Annotated in this window: 19 protein-coding genes; 14 read left to right on the top strand and 5 right to left on the bottom strand. The window is 41.5% G+C overall.

Translation table 11 applies throughout. The features are described from left to right. Positions 1–70 precede the first annotated feature (70 nt). The 9 genes from A7P54_RS15185 to rdgB all read left to right on the top strand — a co-directional run bounded on the left by A7P54_RS15185 (position 71) and on the right by rdgB (position 9,655). Positions 71–2,365, top strand: coding sequence for a TonB-dependent siderophore receptor (locus A7P54_RS15185; protein WP_171550062.1), 2,295 nt, complete (start codon positions 71–73; stop codon positions 2,363–2,365). 105 nt (positions 2,366–2,470) lie between these two features. Continuing rightward, positions 2,471–3,154, top strand: coding sequence for a Fe2+-dependent dioxygenase (locus tag A7P54_RS15180; protein WP_262465973.1), 684 nt, complete (start codon positions 2,471–2,473; stop codon positions 3,152–3,154). A gap of 457 nt (positions 3,155–3,611) precedes the next feature. After that, positions 3,612–5,309 carry a 2-isopropylmalate synthase gene (leuA, locus tag A7P54_RS15175; RefSeq protein ID WP_004804214.1) on the top strand — a complete coding sequence of 566 codons (1,698 nt, stop codon included), beginning with the start codon at positions 3,612–3,614 and terminating at the stop codon, positions 5,307–5,309. Between the two features lie 126 nt (positions 5,310–5,435). After that, positions 5,436–6,596, top strand: coding sequence for a homoserine O-acetyltransferase (locus tag A7P54_RS15170; protein WP_004804212.1), 1,161 nt, complete (start codon positions 5,436–5,438; stop codon positions 6,594–6,596). Beyond that, positions 6,596–7,189 (top strand): methionine biosynthesis protein MetW, encoded by a 594-nt coding sequence (gene metW, locus A7P54_RS15165; protein WP_004804210.1) that lies wholly within the window; start codon positions 6,596–6,598, stop codon positions 7,187–7,189. The genes A7P54_RS15170 and metW overlap by 1 nt, the downstream gene beginning before the upstream one ends. After that, positions 7,186–7,773 (top strand): tetratricopeptide repeat protein, encoded by a 588-nt coding sequence (locus tag A7P54_RS15160; RefSeq protein WP_004804208.1) that lies wholly within the window; start codon positions 7,186–7,188, stop codon positions 7,771–7,773. Before metW ends, A7P54_RS15160 begins: the two co-directional genes overlap by 4 nt. A gap of 158 nt (positions 7,774–7,931) precedes the next feature. Further along, complete coding sequence (locus tag A7P54_RS15155; RefSeq protein WP_171550060.1) at positions 7,932–8,513, top strand: class I SAM-dependent methyltransferase; 582 nt, start codon at positions 7,932–7,934, stop codon at positions 8,511–8,513. 1 nt (position 8,514) lies between these two features. Then, positions 8,515–8,955: a hypothetical protein gene (locus A7P54_RS15150; protein WP_017402427.1), complete on the top strand. Its 441-nt coding sequence runs from the start codon at positions 8,515–8,517 to the stop codon at positions 8,953–8,955. A 76-nt stretch (positions 8,956–9,031) separates the two neighbouring features. Then, entirely contained in the window at positions 9,032–9,655 is a 624-nt protein-coding gene (gene rdgB / locus A7P54_RS15145) for an RdgB/HAM1 family non-canonical purine NTP pyrophosphatase (RefSeq protein ID WP_171550059.1), read from the top strand. Positions 9,656–9,672: 17 nt separating this feature from the next. Here the strand turns inward: rdgB and A7P54_RS15140 are convergent, their stop codons facing one another. Then, entirely contained in the window at positions 9,673–10,560 is an 888-nt protein-coding gene (locus A7P54_RS15140; protein ID WP_171550058.1) for a permease, read from the bottom strand. Between the two features lie 152 nt (positions 10,561–10,712). Between A7P54_RS15140 and tatA the strand changes: the two genes are divergently transcribed. From tatA to A7P54_RS15120, 4 genes are all read left to right on the top strand, one after another. Beyond that, positions 10,713–10,928 (top strand): Sec-independent protein translocase subunit TatA, encoded by a 216-nt coding sequence (tatA, locus tag A7P54_RS15135; protein WP_004678519.1) that lies wholly within the window; start codon positions 10,713–10,715, stop codon positions 10,926–10,928. Positions 10,929–10,940: 12 nt separating this feature from the next. After that, positions 10,941–11,381, top strand: a complete 441-nt coding sequence (tatB, locus tag A7P54_RS15130) for a Sec-independent protein translocase protein TatB (RefSeq protein WP_171550057.1) — start codon at positions 10,941–10,943, stop codon at positions 11,379–11,381. Beyond that, positions 11,378–12,142 carry a twin-arginine translocase subunit TatC gene (gene tatC, locus A7P54_RS15125; protein WP_171550056.1) on the top strand — a complete coding sequence of 255 codons (765 nt, stop codon included), beginning with the start codon at positions 11,378–11,380 and terminating at the stop codon, positions 12,140–12,142. The genes tatB and tatC overlap by 4 nt, the downstream gene beginning before the upstream one ends. 182 nt (positions 12,143–12,324) lie before the next feature. Then, complete coding sequence (locus A7P54_RS15120) at positions 12,325–14,310, top strand: alkaline phosphatase PhoX (RefSeq protein ID WP_171550055.1); 1,986 nt, start codon at positions 12,325–12,327, stop codon at positions 14,308–14,310. A gap of 253 nt (positions 14,311–14,563) precedes the next feature. On the opposite strand, the gene A7P54_RS15115 is transcribed toward A7P54_RS15120, so the two are convergent. The 4 genes from A7P54_RS15115 to A7P54_RS15100 form a co-directional block, all read right to left on the bottom strand. Further along, positions 14,564–15,214 (bottom strand): hypothetical protein, encoded by a 651-nt coding sequence (locus tag A7P54_RS15115; RefSeq protein WP_171550054.1) that lies wholly within the window; start codon positions 15,212–15,214, stop codon positions 14,564–14,566. A 79-nt stretch (positions 15,215–15,293) separates the two neighbouring features. Then, positions 15,294–16,829: an alkaline phosphatase gene (locus tag A7P54_RS15110; RefSeq protein WP_171550053.1), complete on the bottom strand. Its 1,536-nt coding sequence runs from the start codon at positions 16,827–16,829 to the stop codon at positions 15,294–15,296. A gap of 20 nt (positions 16,830–16,849) precedes the next feature. Then, positions 16,850–18,442, bottom strand: coding sequence for an alkaline phosphatase (locus tag A7P54_RS15105; protein ID WP_004804187.1), 1,593 nt, complete (start codon positions 18,440–18,442; stop codon positions 16,850–16,852). 142 nt (positions 18,443–18,584) lie between these two features. Further along, positions 18,585–19,367, bottom strand: coding sequence for an NRDE family protein (locus tag A7P54_RS15100; RefSeq protein ID WP_171550087.1), 783 nt, complete (start codon positions 19,365–19,367; stop codon positions 18,585–18,587). A 110-nt stretch (positions 19,368–19,477) separates the two neighbouring features. Here A7P54_RS15100 and lgt point away from each other — a divergent pair, with 110 nt between their 5' ends. After that, a complete protein-coding gene (gene lgt, locus A7P54_RS15095; protein ID WP_004657788.1) occupies positions 19,478–20,290 on the top strand; it encodes a prolipoprotein diacylglyceryl transferase in 813 nt (270 codons plus the stop codon). Positions 20,291–20,382: the final 92 nt, after the last annotated feature.

Genomic DNA, 20,382 nt, shown 5'->3' with positions numbered 1-20,382 from the left:
CAAAACAAATGAATATAGAAATAACAATGATTATCCTTTGCATAAATTTTTACACTGTTAGGCGTGCCAAATGTCTTTTATTAAATCAAGGAAGAAGCTCGTTTCTTCTGCAATTGCGTCATCACTTTCAGTAATTGCAGTACCAGCGATTGCTCAGGATCAGACAGTTCAACTCCCAACCATTCATGCGCATGCTGCTCAAGAAGAATCTTTAAAAGTAGATCAGTCTGCAAATGCAAAATTTGTAGCACCACTGAAAGACACGCCGAAGTCAGTTTCAATTCTGTCGCAAAAATTAATTAAAGATACAAACTCAAATACCTTACTTGAAGCACTTCGTTATGAACCAGGTATTACTTTAGGTGCTGGTGAAGGTGGTACACCATTTACAGATATGCCTTATATTCGCGGTTATAGCGGCCAATCTTCTATTTATGTAGACGGCGTACGTAACACCACCTCTCAAAGCCGCGATATGTTTGCAATTGAACAAGTTGAAGTCATTAAAGGCTCTTCTTCTACCCTTGGTGGTGGCGGTAGTGTGGGTGGTAGTATCAACCTCGTACCTAAAGTGGCACATCAAGGTGATGTCTATCAAGGCAGTATTCAAGGTGGGACCGATAACTATCGCCATATCCAACTTGATGCAAATAAAGATTTTGGCAATGGCGTTGCAGGCCGTGTCGTAGTGATGGGACATGAAAATGAAAAGCCTGGTCAACACAACGGTGCAGAATTTGCTCGTGCGGGTCTCACATCAAGCCTTGCTTTTGGCTTAGATACAGCAACACGTGGCACATTGAGTTATTACTACCTACGTAGCAATGACGAACCAGATGCAGGAATTCCTTTCAACAACCCAACCCGCGCTCCTGCTGGTGTGACGCTTAACCCAGGTGATGGCCGTCCAGTGAGTGTCAAAGCTGGAACTTACTATGGTTGGAAAGATCGTGATTTTGACAAACGTGAAAATCATATTGGTACATTTAAGTTAGAGCATGATTTCAATGAAAATCTAACCTTGTCAAACGTGGCAACTTACAACAAGTCGAAGTCTGACTATGTGTATACCAATGCGGATGATTCGAATGGAAATATTTACCGTGGTACGGTTGCTCGTCGTGCTTTAAGCCGTATTTTAGATACTGACGCTTATAGTGACCAACTTTCTTTAAGAGGTAAGTTCAACACAGGTGCATTCAAACATTCATTTAATCTGGGTACTGAGTGGAGCTATCAAAATACTGATCAAGGTATGCATACGTTTACCAATGCTGCAGGTCAAACCACATCAACCATTTTGGCATCTAATGTTAGTGGTTGTAATTCAACTGCAGCAATCGCAAATGGTTGGTGTACCAGTTTAAATAACCCTGGTAATGGTGTGTTTACCGACACAATGGGCAGTATCAAAGGGCAATCAACTACACGTAGCCGTACAGCTTCTGTTTATGCCTTAGATAGCATCGAATTTAATCCACAGTGGTTACTTAACTTAGGTGTCCGTTGGGATAAATTTGAAACCGAGAAGAAATACAATAAAGACGTATATGGTGCAACTGGTGGAGCTTATAACTCAACCATTACAATTCCTAAAGGAACGAAATACGAAAGTGATTCAGACTTCTTCACTTACCAAGCTGGTTTAGTATTTAAGCCAACTGAATCAGGTAGCATCTATGCAAGTTATGCAACCTCAGCAAACCCAGTGGGTGTTTTAGCTGAAGGCGATAGCAGCGATAACGCTCTAGGTACTACAGATATTGTAAATAACCTTAAGCCTGAAGAAGCACGTACTTTTGAAATCGGAACCAAATGGGATTTGTTTAATGACCGTGCAAATTTAACGGCTGCAATTTTCCGTACTGAAAAGCAAAATACACGTATTCAAATTGATCCTACGACTACAACCAATGCTGGTGAAAGTAAAGTGGATGGCTTTGAAGTCAGCTTAAACGGCAAAGTTACTAACAAATGGGATATCTCTGCAGGCTATAGCTACTTAGACAGTGAAATTACTAAAGCGGCTTATAATGCAGTTGCTCAAGAAGGTAAACCATTACCATTTGTCGCCAAAAACAGCGCAACATTATGGTCAACTTATCGCGTATTACCGAACTTGACTCTAGGTGCTGGCGCAGAATATCGTGATCAAGTTTTTGTAAACACCACTGCACCAAAATATTTACCAACTTATACCATCTATAATGCGATGGCAAAATATGATGTAAATAAGAACGTGAATGTTCAGCTGAATGTAAATAACATTGGTGATAAACGTTACTTCACCAGCGCACATGCAGCACATTATGCCTTTGAAGGTAATGGACGTAATGCAGTCTTAGCGATTAACTTTAAATACTAAGCCAAAATCCATAAAATATTTATGGAATTAAACTCAGTTCGTATAAAATAGCCTCGACATGAGGCTATTTTTACATATGAAGCAAATACTCAAAAGGTGTTCACAGTGATTCATCATATTCCCAATGTATTAACGAAAGAACAAGTTGCAGAGTTCCGTCGCTTGATGGCAGATGCAGATTGGGTGGGTGGAAAAGTCACCGCAGGTACACTCTCTGCTTCCGTGAAAAAAAATCAGCAGTTATCTGAGCAAGATCCACTCACTCACGCGCTCAGTGATATCGTGATCAAAGCAATTTGGCAAAACCCACTTTTTCAAGCCGCAGCGCTTCCTCATAAAATCATTCCTCCCCTATTTAATCGTTATGATGAATCTGAAAGCTTTGGCTTCCATGTCGACAACTCGATTCGCCTGATTCGTGGCACATCTGAGCAAATCCGCACTGATTTATCATGCACCTTATTCTTAAGCGAACCAGAAGAATATGAAGGTGGTGAACTGGTCATTGAGGACACTTATGGCTACCATGAGATTAAACTCCCTGCTGGTGATGTGGTGCTTTACCCATCAACCAGTTTGCATGAAGTCAGCAGTATTAGCGCAGGAACCCGTTTCGCCTCATTTTTTTGGGTACAAAGCCTGATTCGGGATGATAGTAAACGCCACCTATTATTTACTTTAGATGAAAGTATTCGTGAATTACGGAAAACCCATGGCGATGCTTATCCAGAAGTGATGAAACTCACCAACATTTACCATAACCTGATTCGGATGTGGTCTGAGCTATAATTCGCACACTTTTCAAAGTTTAGAGATAAAAACAACTTTTTTATCTCTAATTGATAAAATTACGGAAAATTTTTCCCATTAAAATTTAAATAGTGCAAAAAACAGGGAAATATTTTCCATCCATTCCAATTAAAATGTTTTATAGACCTTTGCAGTCGTCTGTATTTTCGCCTAGACTGAATATCGTTAGATGGCTAATATAACTGCAAAATTAAATACCCAATATGAATGGTAGATGATGAAAACAAATCGCGGCTTTACCCACCCGTCTCATACAACACATCTCGCTGCACTTCTCCTGATGCTGCGCCTCGCGCGCGTATAAATTTTTCGCCTACATTTTTAGGCGCTCGATCCCCGAATTCGCTTTAAATTAATTCTTATAGACACCATATATATCTGTAGCACGTTGCCTTTTATTTGACTCAGCAACCATGCTACGACAAGGAGTTTTCTCATGATGTTGGCTGACCCAAGCAAAAAATACCGCCGTATGTATCAACGAGTGGATTTACCAGATCGTCAATGGCCGAATAATGAAATCAATCAAGCACCGATTTGGATGAGTACCGACCTTCGTGATGGGAACCAAGCGATTTTTGAACCGATGGATATGGATCAAAAATTAAAAATGTTCCACATGTTGGTTAAAATCGGCTTTAAGCACATCGAAATTGGCTTTCCATCAGCTTCTCAAATTGACTTTGATTTTACTCGTAAATTGATTGAAGAAAATTTGATTCCCGACGATGTCTATATCGAAGTGTTGGTGCAAGCACGTGATCATTTGATTGAACGTACCTTCGAAGCGTTGGTTGATGCAAAGCGTGCCATTGTGCATATCTATAATTCAAACTCTCCAACCTTCCGCCAGAAAGTCTTAAATGTCGATGCCAATGGCTCAAAACAACTTGCCATTAACGCAGCAACCAAAGTCAAAGAATATGCAGCGCAATACCCTGCTACAGACTGGATTTTCCAGTACAGCCCAGAATGTTTCTCTGCAACTGAATTAGAAGTAGCCAAAGATGTCTGCGATGCGGTCACTGAAATTTGGGAAGCTTCACCAACCAATAAAGTCATCTTGAACTTGCCTGCGACAGTTGAAGTATCGACACCAAATGTCTATGCCGATCAAATCGAATGGATGCACCGTAACTTGGCGCGTCGTGATGGCGTGATTATCTCTGTTCACTGTCACAATGACCGTGGTTGTGGTATCGCAGCCTCTGAGTTGGCAATTATGGCAGGTGCTGACCGTGTTGAAGGTTGTGTGTTTGGTAATGGTGAACGTACGGGTAATGTGGACGTTGCTGCGATTGCCTTGAACATGTATACCCAAGGTGTTGCACCAAACTTAGACTTCTCAAATATTAATGAAATCATTGCAACAGTCGAAGAATGTACAGGTTTACCAGTGCATCCTCGCCATCCATATGCAGGTGATTTGGTCTTTACTGCATTCTCTGGTTCACACCAAGATGCGATTAAAAAAGGCTTTGAATTCCAGAAAAACGAAGAAATCTGGGATATGCCATATTTACCAATCGATCCGAAAGACTTGGGCCGAGACTACGATGCTGTGATTCGTGTCAACAGCCAATCAGGTAAAGGCGGTATCGCCTACTTGTTGGAATCGAATTATAACGTTGCCTTACCACGTCGTGTCCAAATCGAATTCAGTCAGATCGTACAGCAGCATACCGATGAAAATGGCACAGAAATCAGTGCACATGAAATCTGGACCTTATTCGAAAATACCTATGTCGATGTGAAGAACAGCCATTATCAAACCAAACATTATCAATTGTCAGATATCAATGGTACACAAATCATTGAATTAGACGTTGAAATTGACGGTGAAATTCAACGTCTCCGCGGAGAAGGAAATGGCCCGATCTCAGCTATGTTGAATGCCTTACAGTTACCAATTGATGTGGTGAACTATGAAGAGCGCAGTATCAGTTCAGGTGCCAATGCCAAAGCACTTGCCTTGATTGAGCTTCAAGTGAAAGGCACAGGTAAGAGCGCATTTGGTGCGGGTGTACATGACAACATCGTGACTTCATCAATCGAAGCCATTATTGCATGTACCAATCGTTTAATTGAACAAGGTGTATTAACCACCGATCAAGTGGCTGCGGCAGCCGTTTAGATAGGTGAAATATCACATAATCGTCAGTAAAGCTGAGTTGTAATATCAGAAAAAATGACTTTTGAAAGGATACCTGAATTGGTATCCTTTTATTATTAATGATTTATTATAGGGCGAATCATTCCAGTGTCTTTTCCATCGGATTCAGTGGGTTTAGTCACACCACAAAAGTTTCAATTTGAACAACCCTTAGAACTTGAATGTGGCCGTGTATTGCCACGTTTCGATTTAATGGTTGAAACCTATGGAACCCTCAATGCAGATCAATCCAATGCCATTCTGATTTGCCATGCGCTGTCAGGACATCACCATGCTGCAGGCTATCATCATGAAGATGATAAGAAGGCAGGCTGGTGGGACAGCTGTATTGGCCCTGGAAAAGCGATTGATACCAATCACTTCTTTGTTGTTTCCTTAAATAATATCGGTGGATGCAGTGGTTCAACTGGCCCCACCTCACCCAATCCTGAAAATGAAAATCGTCCCTATGGTCCTGACTTCCCATTAGTCACGGTGCGTGACTGGGTCAAAACTCAAGCGATGCTGTCTGATCGTCTTGGCGTTAAAGTTTGGTATTCTGTGATTGGCGGTTCTCTAGGCGGCATGCAAGCCTTACAATGGTCTTTGGATTATCCAGACCGATTACAAAAATGCGCCATCATCGCCAGCGCACCAAAATTATCAGCCCAAAATATTGCCTTCAACGAAGTTGCACGCCAATCGATTCTATCTGATCCTGATTTCCATCATGGTCGCTATCTGGAAAATGACAGTTATCCAAAACGTGGTTTGATTTTGGCGCGTATGGTGGGTCATATCACCTACTTGTCTGAAGAGGCCATGAAACAAAAATTTGGTCGCGATTTAAAATCGGGCAAATTTATGTATGGTTTTGATGTCGAATTCCAAGTGGAAAGCTATTTGCGTTACCAAGGCGAACAATTTAGCCGCAATTTCGATGCAAATACTTACTTGATTATGACCAAGGCCTTGGATTATTTTGACCCTTCGCGTGAATACGAACATTCTTTGACGAAGGCAATGAGTCAACCGAAGTGCCAATTTTTGGTGATTTCATTTACTACAGACTGGCGCTTTAGTCCAAGCCGTTCTCAAGAACTGGTGGATGCTTTGATTGATAATCATAAGCCTGTCAGCTACTTAGATATTGATGCTGAACAAGGTCATGACTCATTCTTATTTCCTATTCCACTGTATGTAAAAACGCTACGCGCATTTTTAGGTGGAGAACAACAGTTGCAATCGACATCGCAGGAGCAGCACTAATGCGTATAGATCAACGACTCGCCGAAAAATGGATTAACCCGAACTCTAGCGTGCTAGACTTAGGCTGTGGTGATGGTGAATTGCTGGCTCATATGAGCAAACAGCACAATATTCGTGCCTATGGTCTAGAAATTGATCAAGAAAAGATTGCAATTGCCATCAGTCGGGGGTTAAATATTATCCAACAGGACTTAAACCTCGGTTTAAGCCGTTTTGCCGACCAGTCTTTTGACTCTGTGGTTATGGCACAAGCTTTGCAAGCTGTAGATGCACCAGATGTATTACTTCGTGATATGGTGCGTGTCGGCAAACAGGCCATTATTACTTTTCCAAATTTTGCATATTGGAAGACACGTTCTTTTCTTGCATTGAAAGGGAAAATGCCTGTTTCGGAAGCTTTACCGTATATGTGGTATAACACCCCGAATATTCATTTATGTACTTTCCGTGACTTTGAAGCCTTATGTGCTGAGAATCGGATTAAAATTATTAATCGACTTGCCGTTAATGGTGACCAACAAGGTAGTGTGCTCAGTAAGCATATGCCGAACCTATTTGGTGAAGTCGCAATTTATCGAGTGAGCGCTCTATGAAAAAGACATTAATCAGCACATTTTTATTTGGTCTGATCAGTATACAAGCGCACGCTGACTATGTTGCTCAACCTCAATCGGTTGCAACACAGGCAGCGCGATATTCAGTGATGGGTATCAATGAACTACAAAGCGCAGCAAAATCTGGTCAAGCTGGGGCACAGTTTTACTTAGCAACCCGTTACCAGTTTGGTAAAGATGTTGCTAAAGATGAAAAACAAGCATTTTCTTTATTCAAAGCAGCAGCAGATCAAGGTTTATCTGCAGCACAATTGAATGTTGGTCGTATGTATGCCGATGGTATTGGTGTAAAGAAAGACGATGCTTTAGCGCGTAAATATTTCGAGAAAGCAGCAAGCAATGGTGACAACCGTGCCAGCTTCAATCTTGCGATGATGGAAGAGCAGAAGAAAAACTTTGTTGGCGCTTACCAATGGTATGAGCTTTCAACCCGTGACGGTATGCTGGATACCAAAGTGATCAGTCTTTCTGAAGGTAAGAAAACAGCGTTGGCTGCAAACTTAACTCAAGATCAGATTCGTACTGCACGTGACCGTGCTGATAAATGGATTCAAGCGCAATAATCTTGTTTAGATCTATTGAGTGATTTTAAAAAACCGACTTGTGAGAGTCGGTTTTTTATTGCTTTTATTCTAAATTGATTTAAATGTAGTCCAATTTTCACTTTTACAAGAAGAACTTAAACTGTTATTTATATTACATTCTTCATTTTTTAGCGCTCATGTCTCAGATATTTGCTGAACTCACTCAAGATCAGCCACATCGTCCGATCTTGGAATATGCACTCCAGTATGTTGATTCTAGCCTTCCTCGTGTTGTTATTGATTGTGGATGTGGTGCAGGTAATGAAGCTGCTTTCTTACTCAAGCATGATTATCTGGTTTACGCTTTTGATCCTTCTGAAGCAGCACAACAGGCGTGTCAGCATCGATTTAAAAATCATCCTAAATTCTTTTTCTCAAATCATATCTTTGAAGACTATTCATATCCGTCAGCCAGTATTATCGTTGCCCTATTCAGTCTGTTCTTTTGTGCCCCTAGCCAAATTGATCATGTATTCACAAAGATGAAACATGCCTTGCCTCAAGACGGGATTTTACTAATACAACTTTTAGGTCAAGATGACCCTTGGTTATTAAAACAGTTTCAGACCATGAAAGGATTTAATCGCCAGCAAATTGAACAACTGTTCATTGAAGATTATGAAATTTTATTGAATCAAGAAACTAGAACAGAACATCCAAATGCTTACGGAAAAATGAAATTCTGGAATTTCCATACACTGATCTTGAAAAAAATTTAGCATGAAATTTTCTTTTACAGTTACGCCCTATTCAGATGGAATTTATGCAGGTCTTAACATGCAAATCATTCCTTATGATTTGCAACGAAATCCAAATTGTGATCATTCAATTGTCATTGATGAAATCGCATTTTCTTTAGTCGAGCACTTATTTCTAGGGAGTGAAAACCCTTGGTCACATTGGGGAAATACGTATCTTGATGCAGAAGAAATAGCACAAATTATTGCAAAACTTAATACCTATAAAATTTACTTAGAAGCTAAAAAATATTTACGCTATAACGATAATGTTCATCTTTTATTTAAACAAGAAACTAAACTTTTTAAGAAAAAATATCCGAGATACAAAACAGATGTGATCAAAATGATGGATGATCTTATACGCTTCTTAACCAATCGATTAGAACAAGATGTTGATGGTTTCACTATTATTGGCGTTTAATCATAAAGACATACAACCGACTTAGACCACTAAATCTAGTACAATTCATTTTATTTAAAATATTGAGATTTTCAGCATGTCTACTCAATCATGGCTCAACCAAGGCAGTCTTGTCCTTGCAAGTAATAACAAAGGCAAAGTGGTCGAATTTGAACATCTCTTTCAACAACTTAATCTTCCTGTCGAGATCATTCCTCAAGGCAAACTCGATATTGAAGATGCGATTGAAGACGGTCTCAGCTTTGTTGAAAATGCCATTATCAAAGCACGCCATGCGTCTAAACTTTCAGGTAAACCAGCACTTGCAGATGACTCTGGACTGTGTGTACCCATTTTAGGCGGTGCACCTGGGATTTACTCGGCACGTTATGCGGGTGAACACGGTAATGATGCAGCCAATAACCAAAAACTGTTGGCCGATCTTGCACCTTTGCGTAAAGACGGTGAAGCCATTGAAGGGATGTTTGTCTGCGTATTGGCGCTAGTCACGCATGCAGAAGACCCACTGCCACAAATTTTCCAAGGCATCTGGAAAGGTGAGATTTTAGCAGCAGCACGTGGTGAAAACGGTTTTGGTTATGACCCTTTATTCTGGTTGCCAGAATTAAATATTTCCAGTGCTGAACTAAGCAAAGCTGAGAAAAATAAAATCAGCCATCGTGGTCAAGCCATGCAGCTGTTTAAAGCCAGTTTAGTTTAACCGATCAAAGTGCCCTCCTAGATGAGGGCACTTTTTATATGCAGCAATAGACCATAAATCACAATCACCACGCAGCTCACGATGGTTCCCGCCGCAATATAGCGGGCTGAAACACCTGTACCTTGGTAATGCGTTTCCAACGCGACAATATTGGCGGCAGGAGGTAAACAAAATAAGAAAAACAGAACAGGGAGCAAGAATTCAATCTGCGGAATCGCAATAAAATAATAGGTCAACGTACAGATCACGACGCCACACAAGAGCTTGAACATTAAGGTGCGAGTACTCAGCCACAAATCAGCCATATGTACACGGGTATGTCTCAGCCACATTCCCAAAATACACATGCCCGCAAAGCTCATCCCAAATTTGGCAATATCATACAGTCCTTCTACAACCCCATTACCCTGCAAATGATGAGCCCCCAATAACCATAGCATTAAGGCTGCAAACAAGGCCAAGGCCGGTGGTGACTTGAGAACTTTATGCAGTGTTGCAATGTAATCAGTCGGCCCTTCTGAAACTGCAGCAACTGCCCAAATATTGCCAAACACTGAACCCCCAATATACAGTGCGATCATGGCACCACTGATCTGCTCTCCAAATAAGGCGATGGCAAATGGAAAACCCAGCCAGCCAATATTGCTATAACTCACACAGAGCGCTTGTAGGCGATCCTTTGAGAAGTGGAAAAAACAATAAAATAAAATAATCGATGTAATAAAACTAAATCCCATCAGTGCAAAGCTACCTGCCTGATAAAACACCATGTTGTAGATGATCACCACAGGAATAAATAAGCGTGCCAATAAGGAAGATAAGATTTTCTTCGCCTGTTCCGCAACTTTGAATTGAGCCAGCAACAGCCCGAAAATAAAGGCACTGATGGGGAGAGTAAAGGTCATGTCGATCTGTTTTTATCATGTCTTGATATGTTGCTTATGCTAGCACTATTTACCGTTGGGTAAATGTGTTGTCTTAAAACTGCAATATAAGTGTCACATCTTTGTCATGGCAAGCTGTTGAGATATATCCAAAGTTTTATAGGAATAGAATGATGGCTGGTTTATCAATTTGGCACGTACTAATTTTTGCAATTGTGGTAATTCTACTTTTCGGTACATCGAAGCTTAAAAACCTCGGTAAAGATGTTGGTGGTGCAGTCAAAGACTTCAAAAAATCAATGAAAGAAGAAGAAGCTGCGACACCTTTAAATGAACCTCGTACCATTGATGCTCAAGTTAAAAATACTGAAAGCTCAGTAAAAAGCTAAGCGAGCACGATTATGCTGAATTTGGGAATGACCGAGATCTTTTGCTTTGCCGTGATTGCATTGCTGGTGCTCGGTCCTGATAAATTGCCAGAAGCTGCACGATTCGTAGCGAAATGGTATGGAAAAATTAAAAAGTTTATCAACAACATTCAGAACGAAATTGATCGAGAATTACGCCTTTCTGAGTTCCGCGAAGAAATGCAAAAAGAAATTGATAAAATCACTGAACTTGAACGCAGGATGCAACAACAGTTAGACGCGCTTAAAAATACACAAACGTCTTCTGAAGTTGAAGAAGCAAAAACTGAGACTAAAGCCCCAATCACCTATACGCTTTTTTCTCAGCAAACGACCATTCCTTTCAGTCTTGAATATCAAAAGCAGTTACCTTTCAAACCTGAGCCGAAGCTACCGACTCAACAGTTTGATACAGAATTAAAGATTGCCGTATGAGCCAATTACCATCGACTTCAGTCACTACTGATGAACCCTTACAGCAAATGCCTGTGATGCAGCATTTGATTGTGCTGCGCCAATATCTATTTAAGATTGTTGGGGTAACGATTTTTCTTTTCTTCTGCTTATTGCCTTTTAGAAATACCACCTATCAATGGCTGTCTGAGCCATTAAGACAACAGCTGCCTGCAACCTCGACCATGATTGCAACCGATGTCACTGCAACATTTATGGCACCGTTTAAGCTGAATTTATTTGTCGCGTTTATGCTGACAATGCCCTATATCATTTATCAGATCTGGTCATTCATCAAACCAGCACTTTATGAAAAAGAACGTCATTTAGCCATTCCCCTCTTATTAGGCAGTATTGTGCTGTTCTATTTAGGGGTGGCATTTGCTTATTTCATTACCTTACCTGCGATTTTACACTTCTTTATTAGTGTTTCTCCGGAAACAGTTGCACCAATGACAGACATCAACAGCTATCTAAGCTTCTGTCTAAAATTATTCTTGGTGTTTGGTTTTACCTTTGAAATCCCAATTATTACTTTAGTTTTGATTTTAATTGGCGTGGTCAGCACCCAAACGCTGATCGAAAAGCGTCGCTTCATCGTAGTCGGGTGTTTCTTTGTCGCGATGTTTGTGACGCCACCCGATGCCTTATCGATGATCATGCTGGCAGTTCCGATGTGGATGTTATTTGAGCTCGGCCTGCTATTTGGAAAAATACTAGAAAAAAGAAAAGCATCTGCTTAACTTGAATACTTGACAAATCTCCGAAATCCATCGGGGATTTTTTATTACAACCTTATATTTATTAATTAGTTATAAAATAAAAATTGTCTTTAAACTGCCTTCAAACTGTCAGAAAACTGTCATCTCCGCTACATAGAATCTATCAGGATTTATTTATCATATATTACAGATACGGATTTACTATGACAGCCAATACCAATCAGCCAAGTCGTCGTGATATTTTAAAATGGTTCGCGGGTGTTCCGTTTTTACCACTAGGGGCAATGGGCACAGCAGCAGCTTTAACGGGTTGCAATGATGACAACGATAATAACGTTGTTACACCACCAGCAAAACTGGTTAAATTTAAAAATGCCAAATTTACACCTATGGCTGCGCCATCAACCACAGCAGAAATGGCCACCACTTCTGTTAAATCAAGTTTAACAGTGACTTGGGAAGACAATACCAGCACTGAATATAAATTAGGTTATCAAGAATTTTTCCGCACAGGTATGGAAGTTGACAATATCAACGGCGGCAAAATTATCGCAGGTAGCTATTACGACATTAATAACAAAGCGATCAGAGATACATCGGTGGCAGGTCAAGAACGTCAATTCTTCTCTGACTGTCCAGATGGCTCTTCAATGATTCATCTCAAAGATGCAAAAGTTGACGGCGTCAACAACCCTGTGTTCCATGTGGTTCAGTTCGAATACACCACACAAAACTTGGCCAAACAAAGTATGTATGGTCAGTTGCCGTCTCCTATTGCAGTATTGACCTTAGACCAAGATCAAAAAACCGGACATCTTGCATTGAAAAAATACTTCAATGTCGACATGTCTAAAGTTCATGGCCTATGGATTACTTGTGGTGCTAGCCTTTCACCTTGGAATACGCACCTTTCAAGTGAAGAATATGAACCAGATGCCTTTGATCAAATCGGTAGCACCTTAGCAACATTAAGAGCCTACAGTAAAAATCTATATGGCAATGAAAATACGGCCAATGTCTATAACTATGGTCATTTACCAGAAATCATTCTGGATGGTAAAGGTCGTGGTACTGCAGTTAAGCACTACTGCTTAGGCCGTATTTCACATGAGCTGATTCAAGTCATGCCAGACAACCGTAGCGTGATTATGGGTGATGACTATACCAACGGTGGTTTCTTTATGTTTGTTGCAGATAAAGAAAAAGATTTATCTGCGGGAACGCTATATGTTGCAAAGTACACTGCTGAGTTGAATGAAACTTCTACAGCACCAATTAAATGGATCAAACTGGGTCATACTGACAGTAAAACCATTGAAGACTTGGTCAATGTTCGCGGCATTAAAGCTGAAAACATTATGGAGAGCTTAACTGTAGCACCAGCGGACTTAACGGGTTATACGCAGATTGTCCTAGATAAGAAGACGCTTTGGATCAAGTTAAAAGAAGCCAATAACGGTTTCAGCAAAGCAGAAATCGAATTAGCTGCTGCCTTCCTCGAAACGCACCGTTATGCAGCCCTCAAAGGCGGTAGTATGGCCTTCACCAAGATGGAAGGAACCACCGTTAATATTAAGGATAAGGTTGCTTATTCTGCACTTGCCAATATCCAAGACTCGATGATTGAAGGTAAATCAGGTTGGGTTGCTGCACACAATGTTAAATTCAAGAGCACATTGAAAGCTGGTGGTGTGCTTGCGCATGACCTGAAAGGCAGCCAAGTTGACCATCTAAACAATGTGATCAATAGTGAGTGGACGCCTTACCAAAGCCATATGGTTCTCATGGGCAAGGACATTCCTGTAGATAGCTTGGGCAATACTGCTGATCCAAATAACATTGCAAGCCCAGACAACCTAAAATTCTCTGAAACTTTACGTACGTTGTTCATCGGCGAAGATAGTGGTAACCATACCAATAACTTCCTCTGGGCGTATAACGTTGAGACCAAGTCTTTAGACCGAATTCTGTCTACACCAGCAGGTGCAGAATCTACTGGTCTACATGCCGTTGATTCAGTCAATGGTTGGACGTATATCATGAGCAACTTCCAACACGCGGGTGATAGCTCAAGTCTTCCAGCTGAATTAAAAGCAACCGTTTTAGCGAACTATAATGGTGGCTATAGTGCAAGTGTCGGCTATATCACCGCTGATCCAGTCGGACCATCGATTGAGAAAAAAGCTTAAATCCAAGCTTTAACTTCACAAAGAAAATGTCGACAAAGGTCGGCATTTTTTATTGAACCGAGTCAGCTGATTGCATTAATCCACATTCGTTTTAAGCCATAGAAAAAGCACAGTAAACCATCGTTTTTATTTCGATTGCTTCATCTGTGTGAGAACAGGTGGGCAATATAACTTATCTATCTTTGTTCCTTTTGTTGCTATAAAAAAGCCCCTTTAAAAAGGAGCTCAATTCAGTCAATCCAGCTTTATGCAATTAATCACCAAAGTCTGAATAATCTTTGCTGGTAAATTTACTGTAGCTTTTCCAAGGTTCTGCAATATTGACCTGTTGGATATTGGCTTTCAAAATGTCATAGCGCAAACCATCTAGACTGCGTACTTCAACCCGTTTGGCAATGTTATTGCGATTATCCCATTCAATGCTCATTTTATTTTTCTTATTCTGGCTTTCATACCAAGTACTGTTGCTGTCTTTTTTCTTGACGGTCATTCCCTTTAAACTTTTAGGGTCAATCAAGGAATACACACAGTTCCAACAGTTGCTGAGTCCTAACATATCGACATCGGCATCTTGCAAATGCACAACAGTTTTATCTTCTATCAGCACCAAATTGAGTTTGGGCTGTTTTTTCTGATCAATAAAATAATGCTGGGCTGCTTCAGCTAAATCTAAATGTTTATGCCCGCCCTTTTCATGTCCATGTTGGTGATGTTTAGGCAGTACACGTTCAATCCAGATATTCTGAGTATTACGATACATGCGTTCCTGAAACACACTGGTACGTGTCACTCCATCATTGCCAATGGTTTGGGTCTCACGGGTAATATTGGCACTTAATACTGGAGCCGCATGCAAAGACGTCATTCCCACGCTCAGTAATACTGCACTCATCACTAGACGCATGTTATTTCCTACATAAAAAAAACCTCAGTCATAGTGACTGAGGTTGTTTGCAATATGATGAAAATCTTCAATAAAGCATTTATTTAAATCCGAATGCTTCTTTTAATTTGCTGAATACCCATGCATTTTCACGTGTACCTTTAAATACTTGTGAACCCGCGCCTTCTGCAAATAACAGTACATCACCACCACCATGCGTTTCAGAACCAGGATTGCCCAACTTTATCCCAACCTCTTGCAAGTAATCATCTGCTGACGCTTCATTGTCAGTAATATCAATACGTGAGGTCGGACGTGGTCCGCCACCATTACCAAACACCAAGGTGGTTGAGGTTTTACCATTGACATCCAGATTCGGTGCATGCTTTTTACCATCAGCCAATACACGCGTACGAGCATCTGTCGCTTTGGCTTCTTGGTAGCTATAGCTCAAACCCAAAATACCAGGGTTAGTAGTTGTCGTTTTTCCAGTACGCGCGGTATAGCCATTAAAGGTCATAGTATGGTCATGGTCAGCCGTAACAACGATCAGGGTATTCTTCAACTCAGGATCGGTTTTCTTGATTTTATCCAATGCCGTCTTAATCGCATTATCAAAAGCAATGGTGTCTTGCAATGCGCGTTTGGCATTGGTGCCATGTAAAGCATGGTCGATACGTCCACCTTCCACCATCAAGAAAAAGCCTTTGCCCGCAGTATCTTGTGCTTGTAGCAGGTCAATTGATTTCGCGGTCATTTCAGCCAAACTTGGTTGGTTTGGCGCTGTTCTCGCGCGATCCAAATCATATTCCAGATGTGAAGTTTCAGAATAAAGACCGATGTATTTTTTATTCAATGGTGCTGCATCCATCTCTGCTTTGGTCGCACCAACAGTGTAGTTTTTGGCTTTTAATTCATTCAGTAGGTTGCGCCCATCAATACGCCCCCTCTTGTTATCCGCCGCATTATAAGGGGTGAAATGATTGCGCCCGCCACCCATCAATACATCAACGCCATCTAACAGTTTAGTGTTATAACCTGCTCCGCCAGGAATGATCTGACGTGCAATCTCAAATTGTGCATTACGATTACATACATGAGAGAAGGTCGCAGCAGGTGTTGCGTGAGTCAATTCTGTGGTGGTAATCGCACCCACTTTTTTGCCATTGGCTTTGGCGAGTTCTAGAATCGTTTCTGCAGGGCTGCCCGCAGCCACACTCGAACCTGGTGTTGGGCAATTATTGATGGCATTAGATACTTTAGTACCATCTGGTGCTGTACCCGCACTTGGTTCAACCGCGATCGTCCCAGGTGTCATCCCAATCACTTCATTACGGGTTTTCTTACCCGTCATATAAGCCGCCATTGATGGTGCGCTATCGGTGGTTTGACCATCTTCTGAATAGGTCTTGATGCGTACAGTACGACGCAAGGTGTCCATGGTTAATTTGCCAGATTCACCATAGCCATAAATACGGCTGGCCGTGACAGTGGTTGGCCCCATCCCATCACCTAAAAAGAAAATGATATTCTTGGCTTCACCAGCAGCCTGTACACCCGTACTTGCAGCAACTAATGCAACAGTTAAAGCAGATGCTTTCATACCAAACTGACCTAATTTAAATTGTTTTAACATCATCGTTCTCCAGTCTGTTGTTATTTATCTAGGCCAATGGCTTTGCGAACTAGGTTAAAGACTTCGATATTTTCGAGGCTGCCGTGGAAGTTATCTGACCCCACACCAATTGCACCAAGGAATACATCGGTACCGCCATGTGTTTCACTATCCGCAAAACCTGTTTGCACCACAGCTTCTTGCTGGAAGTCATCGGAAGCTGTACCTGTACACCAACCTTCTTTATCAATATCCGTACCACGACTATCGGTAAATTTACCCGCTGGACCAACGGCTGGATTACAGCTGTCATTATCGGTCAATACCCCACGCGCTTCGATACGGTCATTGTCTAAACGCTTTTTACCTGTACCAAAGCCGATAATTGGATATGGGTTGCCATTCACATCAGTTGAGAAACCTGCCTTGTTATAGTTTTTGACTAAACCAAGCACACTGGTCTCTGCCCCTTTCACATATTTACCTGTACGTTTCGCATAGCCATTCAAGACCATGGTGTGGTCATGGTCAGCAGTCACCACGATCAAAGTATTCTTAAGCTCTGGATCTGTTTTTTTGACTTTATCAATCGCTGCTTTGATCGCATTATCAAAAGCAACGGTATCTTGTAAGGCACGTTTTGCATTGGTGTCATGCAAAGCATGGTCAATACGTCCGCCTTCAACCATCAAGAAGAAGCTTTTGTTTTTCGCTTGTAAGACATCAATCGCCTTGGTGGTCATATCAGCAAGACTTGGCTCATCAATTTTCTTATTGGTACGATCCAAGTCATAGTTCATATGGCTGGCATTGAATAAGCCCAATAATTTCTTGGTTTTGCTTGGATCAATTTTGGTTAAATCACTTCCGCTTGAAACAAAGCTATAGCCCTGATCTTGCATTTCTTTGACCAAATCACGACCATCAGCCCGTTTACCACCCGATACTGTCGTTGGTTTAAACTGGCGTAAGCCACCGCCCAAAACCACATCCACACCATCATTTAATTTAGTGTTATACGCACCCCATCCAGTTCCCTTACCTGCTGGAACCAATTGTGCTGCAATATCGTTCTCAGCATCACGATGGCACACATGCGCATAGGTCGTAGCAGGTGTTGCATGGGTAATACGGGTTGTGGTGACAAGCCCAGTGCCCATGCCTTGCGCTTTAGCAAGTTCAAGCAATGTTTCTGCTGGTTTCTTGCCTTTATTGGCTGCAACATCGTCACAGGTACTGGTACCATCTGCTTTCGGTGGGGATGCGATGGTGCCTGTTTGCATGGAAATGACTTCATTATTCATTTTCACGCCAGTCATATAGGCTGCCATAGATGGCGCACTGTCTGTCACCTGACCATCTTCTGAAAAGGTACGAACAAATGCGGTTTCTGGCAGCGTATCAATGGTCAAATCACCATCCTCGCCAACAGAGTAAATACGCGATGCAGTTAAGGTTGTAATCCCCATACCATCGCCTAAAAAGAAAATTACATTTTTTGCAGTTGGTGTTTTTGGTACTTCTGTTTCGTCATTATTATCACTATTGTTACAAGCAGTCATTCCAGCTGATAAGACTGCCATTAAACTGACCGCCAATAGCTTTTTGGAAAAGCTCGTCTTCGATAAGAACATAGAATATCCCCAGATGTATTGTTTGGACGTAACTTGATTGGCTACACCATAACAATGCTGGGTGACCCTTTTATGTCACCTTGATGACAGTATTATTTCATCTTGTTGTTTTATATAGATAATTATGTTATAACATATCAACCTAAAGATTCAAATTGACGTGTAGATCGATCACCTGTCCCTGCTGCTCTCCCTGTTGAGACTTCTCTAGCCATTGCCATTCAGTGTCCGTCAATCTTAAAAAATTAGAGCATCGTGTCCCATAAATTGGACTTTGAATAAAGGTGGACGACAATAAGGCTTCCATCTCTGGATTGATTCCCGTATCGGGTAACAGATTGGCGATGACTTTACGCTCATCTTCCAAAATATCCCAAGCGGCGGCATCGATTGCGGATTCTGCAATTTGTGGTTGCTGCAACATCGGTAAAAATTCTTGAGTAAAGCGTTTACGCAAATGTCTGGTTTTTTCCCAATCTTCTGACATTAATCCATTTGAAACCACATAAACGCCATTGGCGAGCACTTGTGGGGCTTCACCTCGGTTACTCATATAAACGGCTTGTTCAGTATCTCCGACAAACAAATTAAAGCCCGCATACTCCTGTTGCTGTTGTTCCAATTGCTGAGCAAAACGAATCGGGGCTAAATCACTTTCCAAAAAAGATTGAATCAAATGCCCACGAGAAGTCGTATAACTTTTTTGATCGCGGCCATTACGGAAATTGGTGACAATCGCCCAACGTCCTGATGCTGTCACGCCCATCCACGTCCCGCCAGACTGCAAGTCCTGTCCTGCCACAATGCTGCTGTTTTGCCATGCATGCAAGGCAGCACTTGGTCGATGATAAAACTCATCCCGATTTGAAATTAAACACAGCGGCATTTCATCCAACACCTGCCATGCAAAAGCGACAATACACATAAGTCCTTTTTCTCCCACGTTTTGGGACATTGATCTTTCACATTGAATGTACAACATTTTTCACATCATTCCGCTACAATCTGCTCAAAATATAAAATTGAGGAGCAGCGATGCTGACCTATCCAAATATTGATCCAGTTGCGCTGAGCTTAGGACCAGTCAAAGTGCACTGGTACGGGCTGATGTATCTTCTGGCTTTTCTATGCGCATGGGGTTTAGCATCGTATCGCGCTAAACAACGTGATGGCTGGACAGGCGACATGGTGTCAGATCTGGTCTTCTACGGCGCGTTGGGTGTTGTGCTCGGTGGTCGTGTCGGCTATGTGTTGTTCTACGAATTTGGTAAATTTTTAGAAAATCCATTGTGGTTATTCCAAGTCTGGACTGGTGGCATGAGCTTCCACGGCGGCTTCCTCGGTGTGATGATTGCGATGCTGTTTTGGTGTAAAAAATACCAAAAAACATGGTTCCAGACCTTGGACTTTATTGCACCCTGTGTACCAACAGGCTTGATGTTTGGTCGCTTTGGTAACTTTATTGGTGGTGAGCTATATGGCCGTCCTGTACAAGACCCGAGCTATCCATTTGGAATGATTTTCCCAACAGATCCACTCGGTTTGGTGCGCCATCCCTCACAAATCTATCAAGCACTGTGTGAAGGTTTGATCCTCTTTATCGTATTGTGGTGGTTTAGCTCTAAACCTCGTCCGCGTATGGCCGTTTCAGCTCTATTCCTTGTCGGCTATGGTATTGCTCGCTTCTTTATGGAATTCTTCCGCGAACCCGATGCAGACCAAGGCTACATTTTATTTGGCTGGATGACCAAAGGCCAGATTCTCAGCTTCCCAATGATTATTATTGGTCTGTGGATGATCTGGTACGCTTACCGTAAAAACATCTATGACTGGCAGTTAAAGAAATAATAAAAATGGGAGCGAATGCTCCCTTTTTTAGGCCGACGATTTAAGCTATTTATCAATCACTCAGAAACAGCGTATATTGATTCTATTCCTTT

It is taken from the genome of Acinetobacter sp. Ac_3412, from assembly GCF_013072675.1.
Taxonomy (GTDB): domain Bacteria; phylum Pseudomonadota; class Gammaproteobacteria; order Pseudomonadales; family Moraxellaceae; genus Acinetobacter; species Acinetobacter higginsii.
This window is presented reverse-complemented; position numbering and strand designations above follow the sequence as displayed.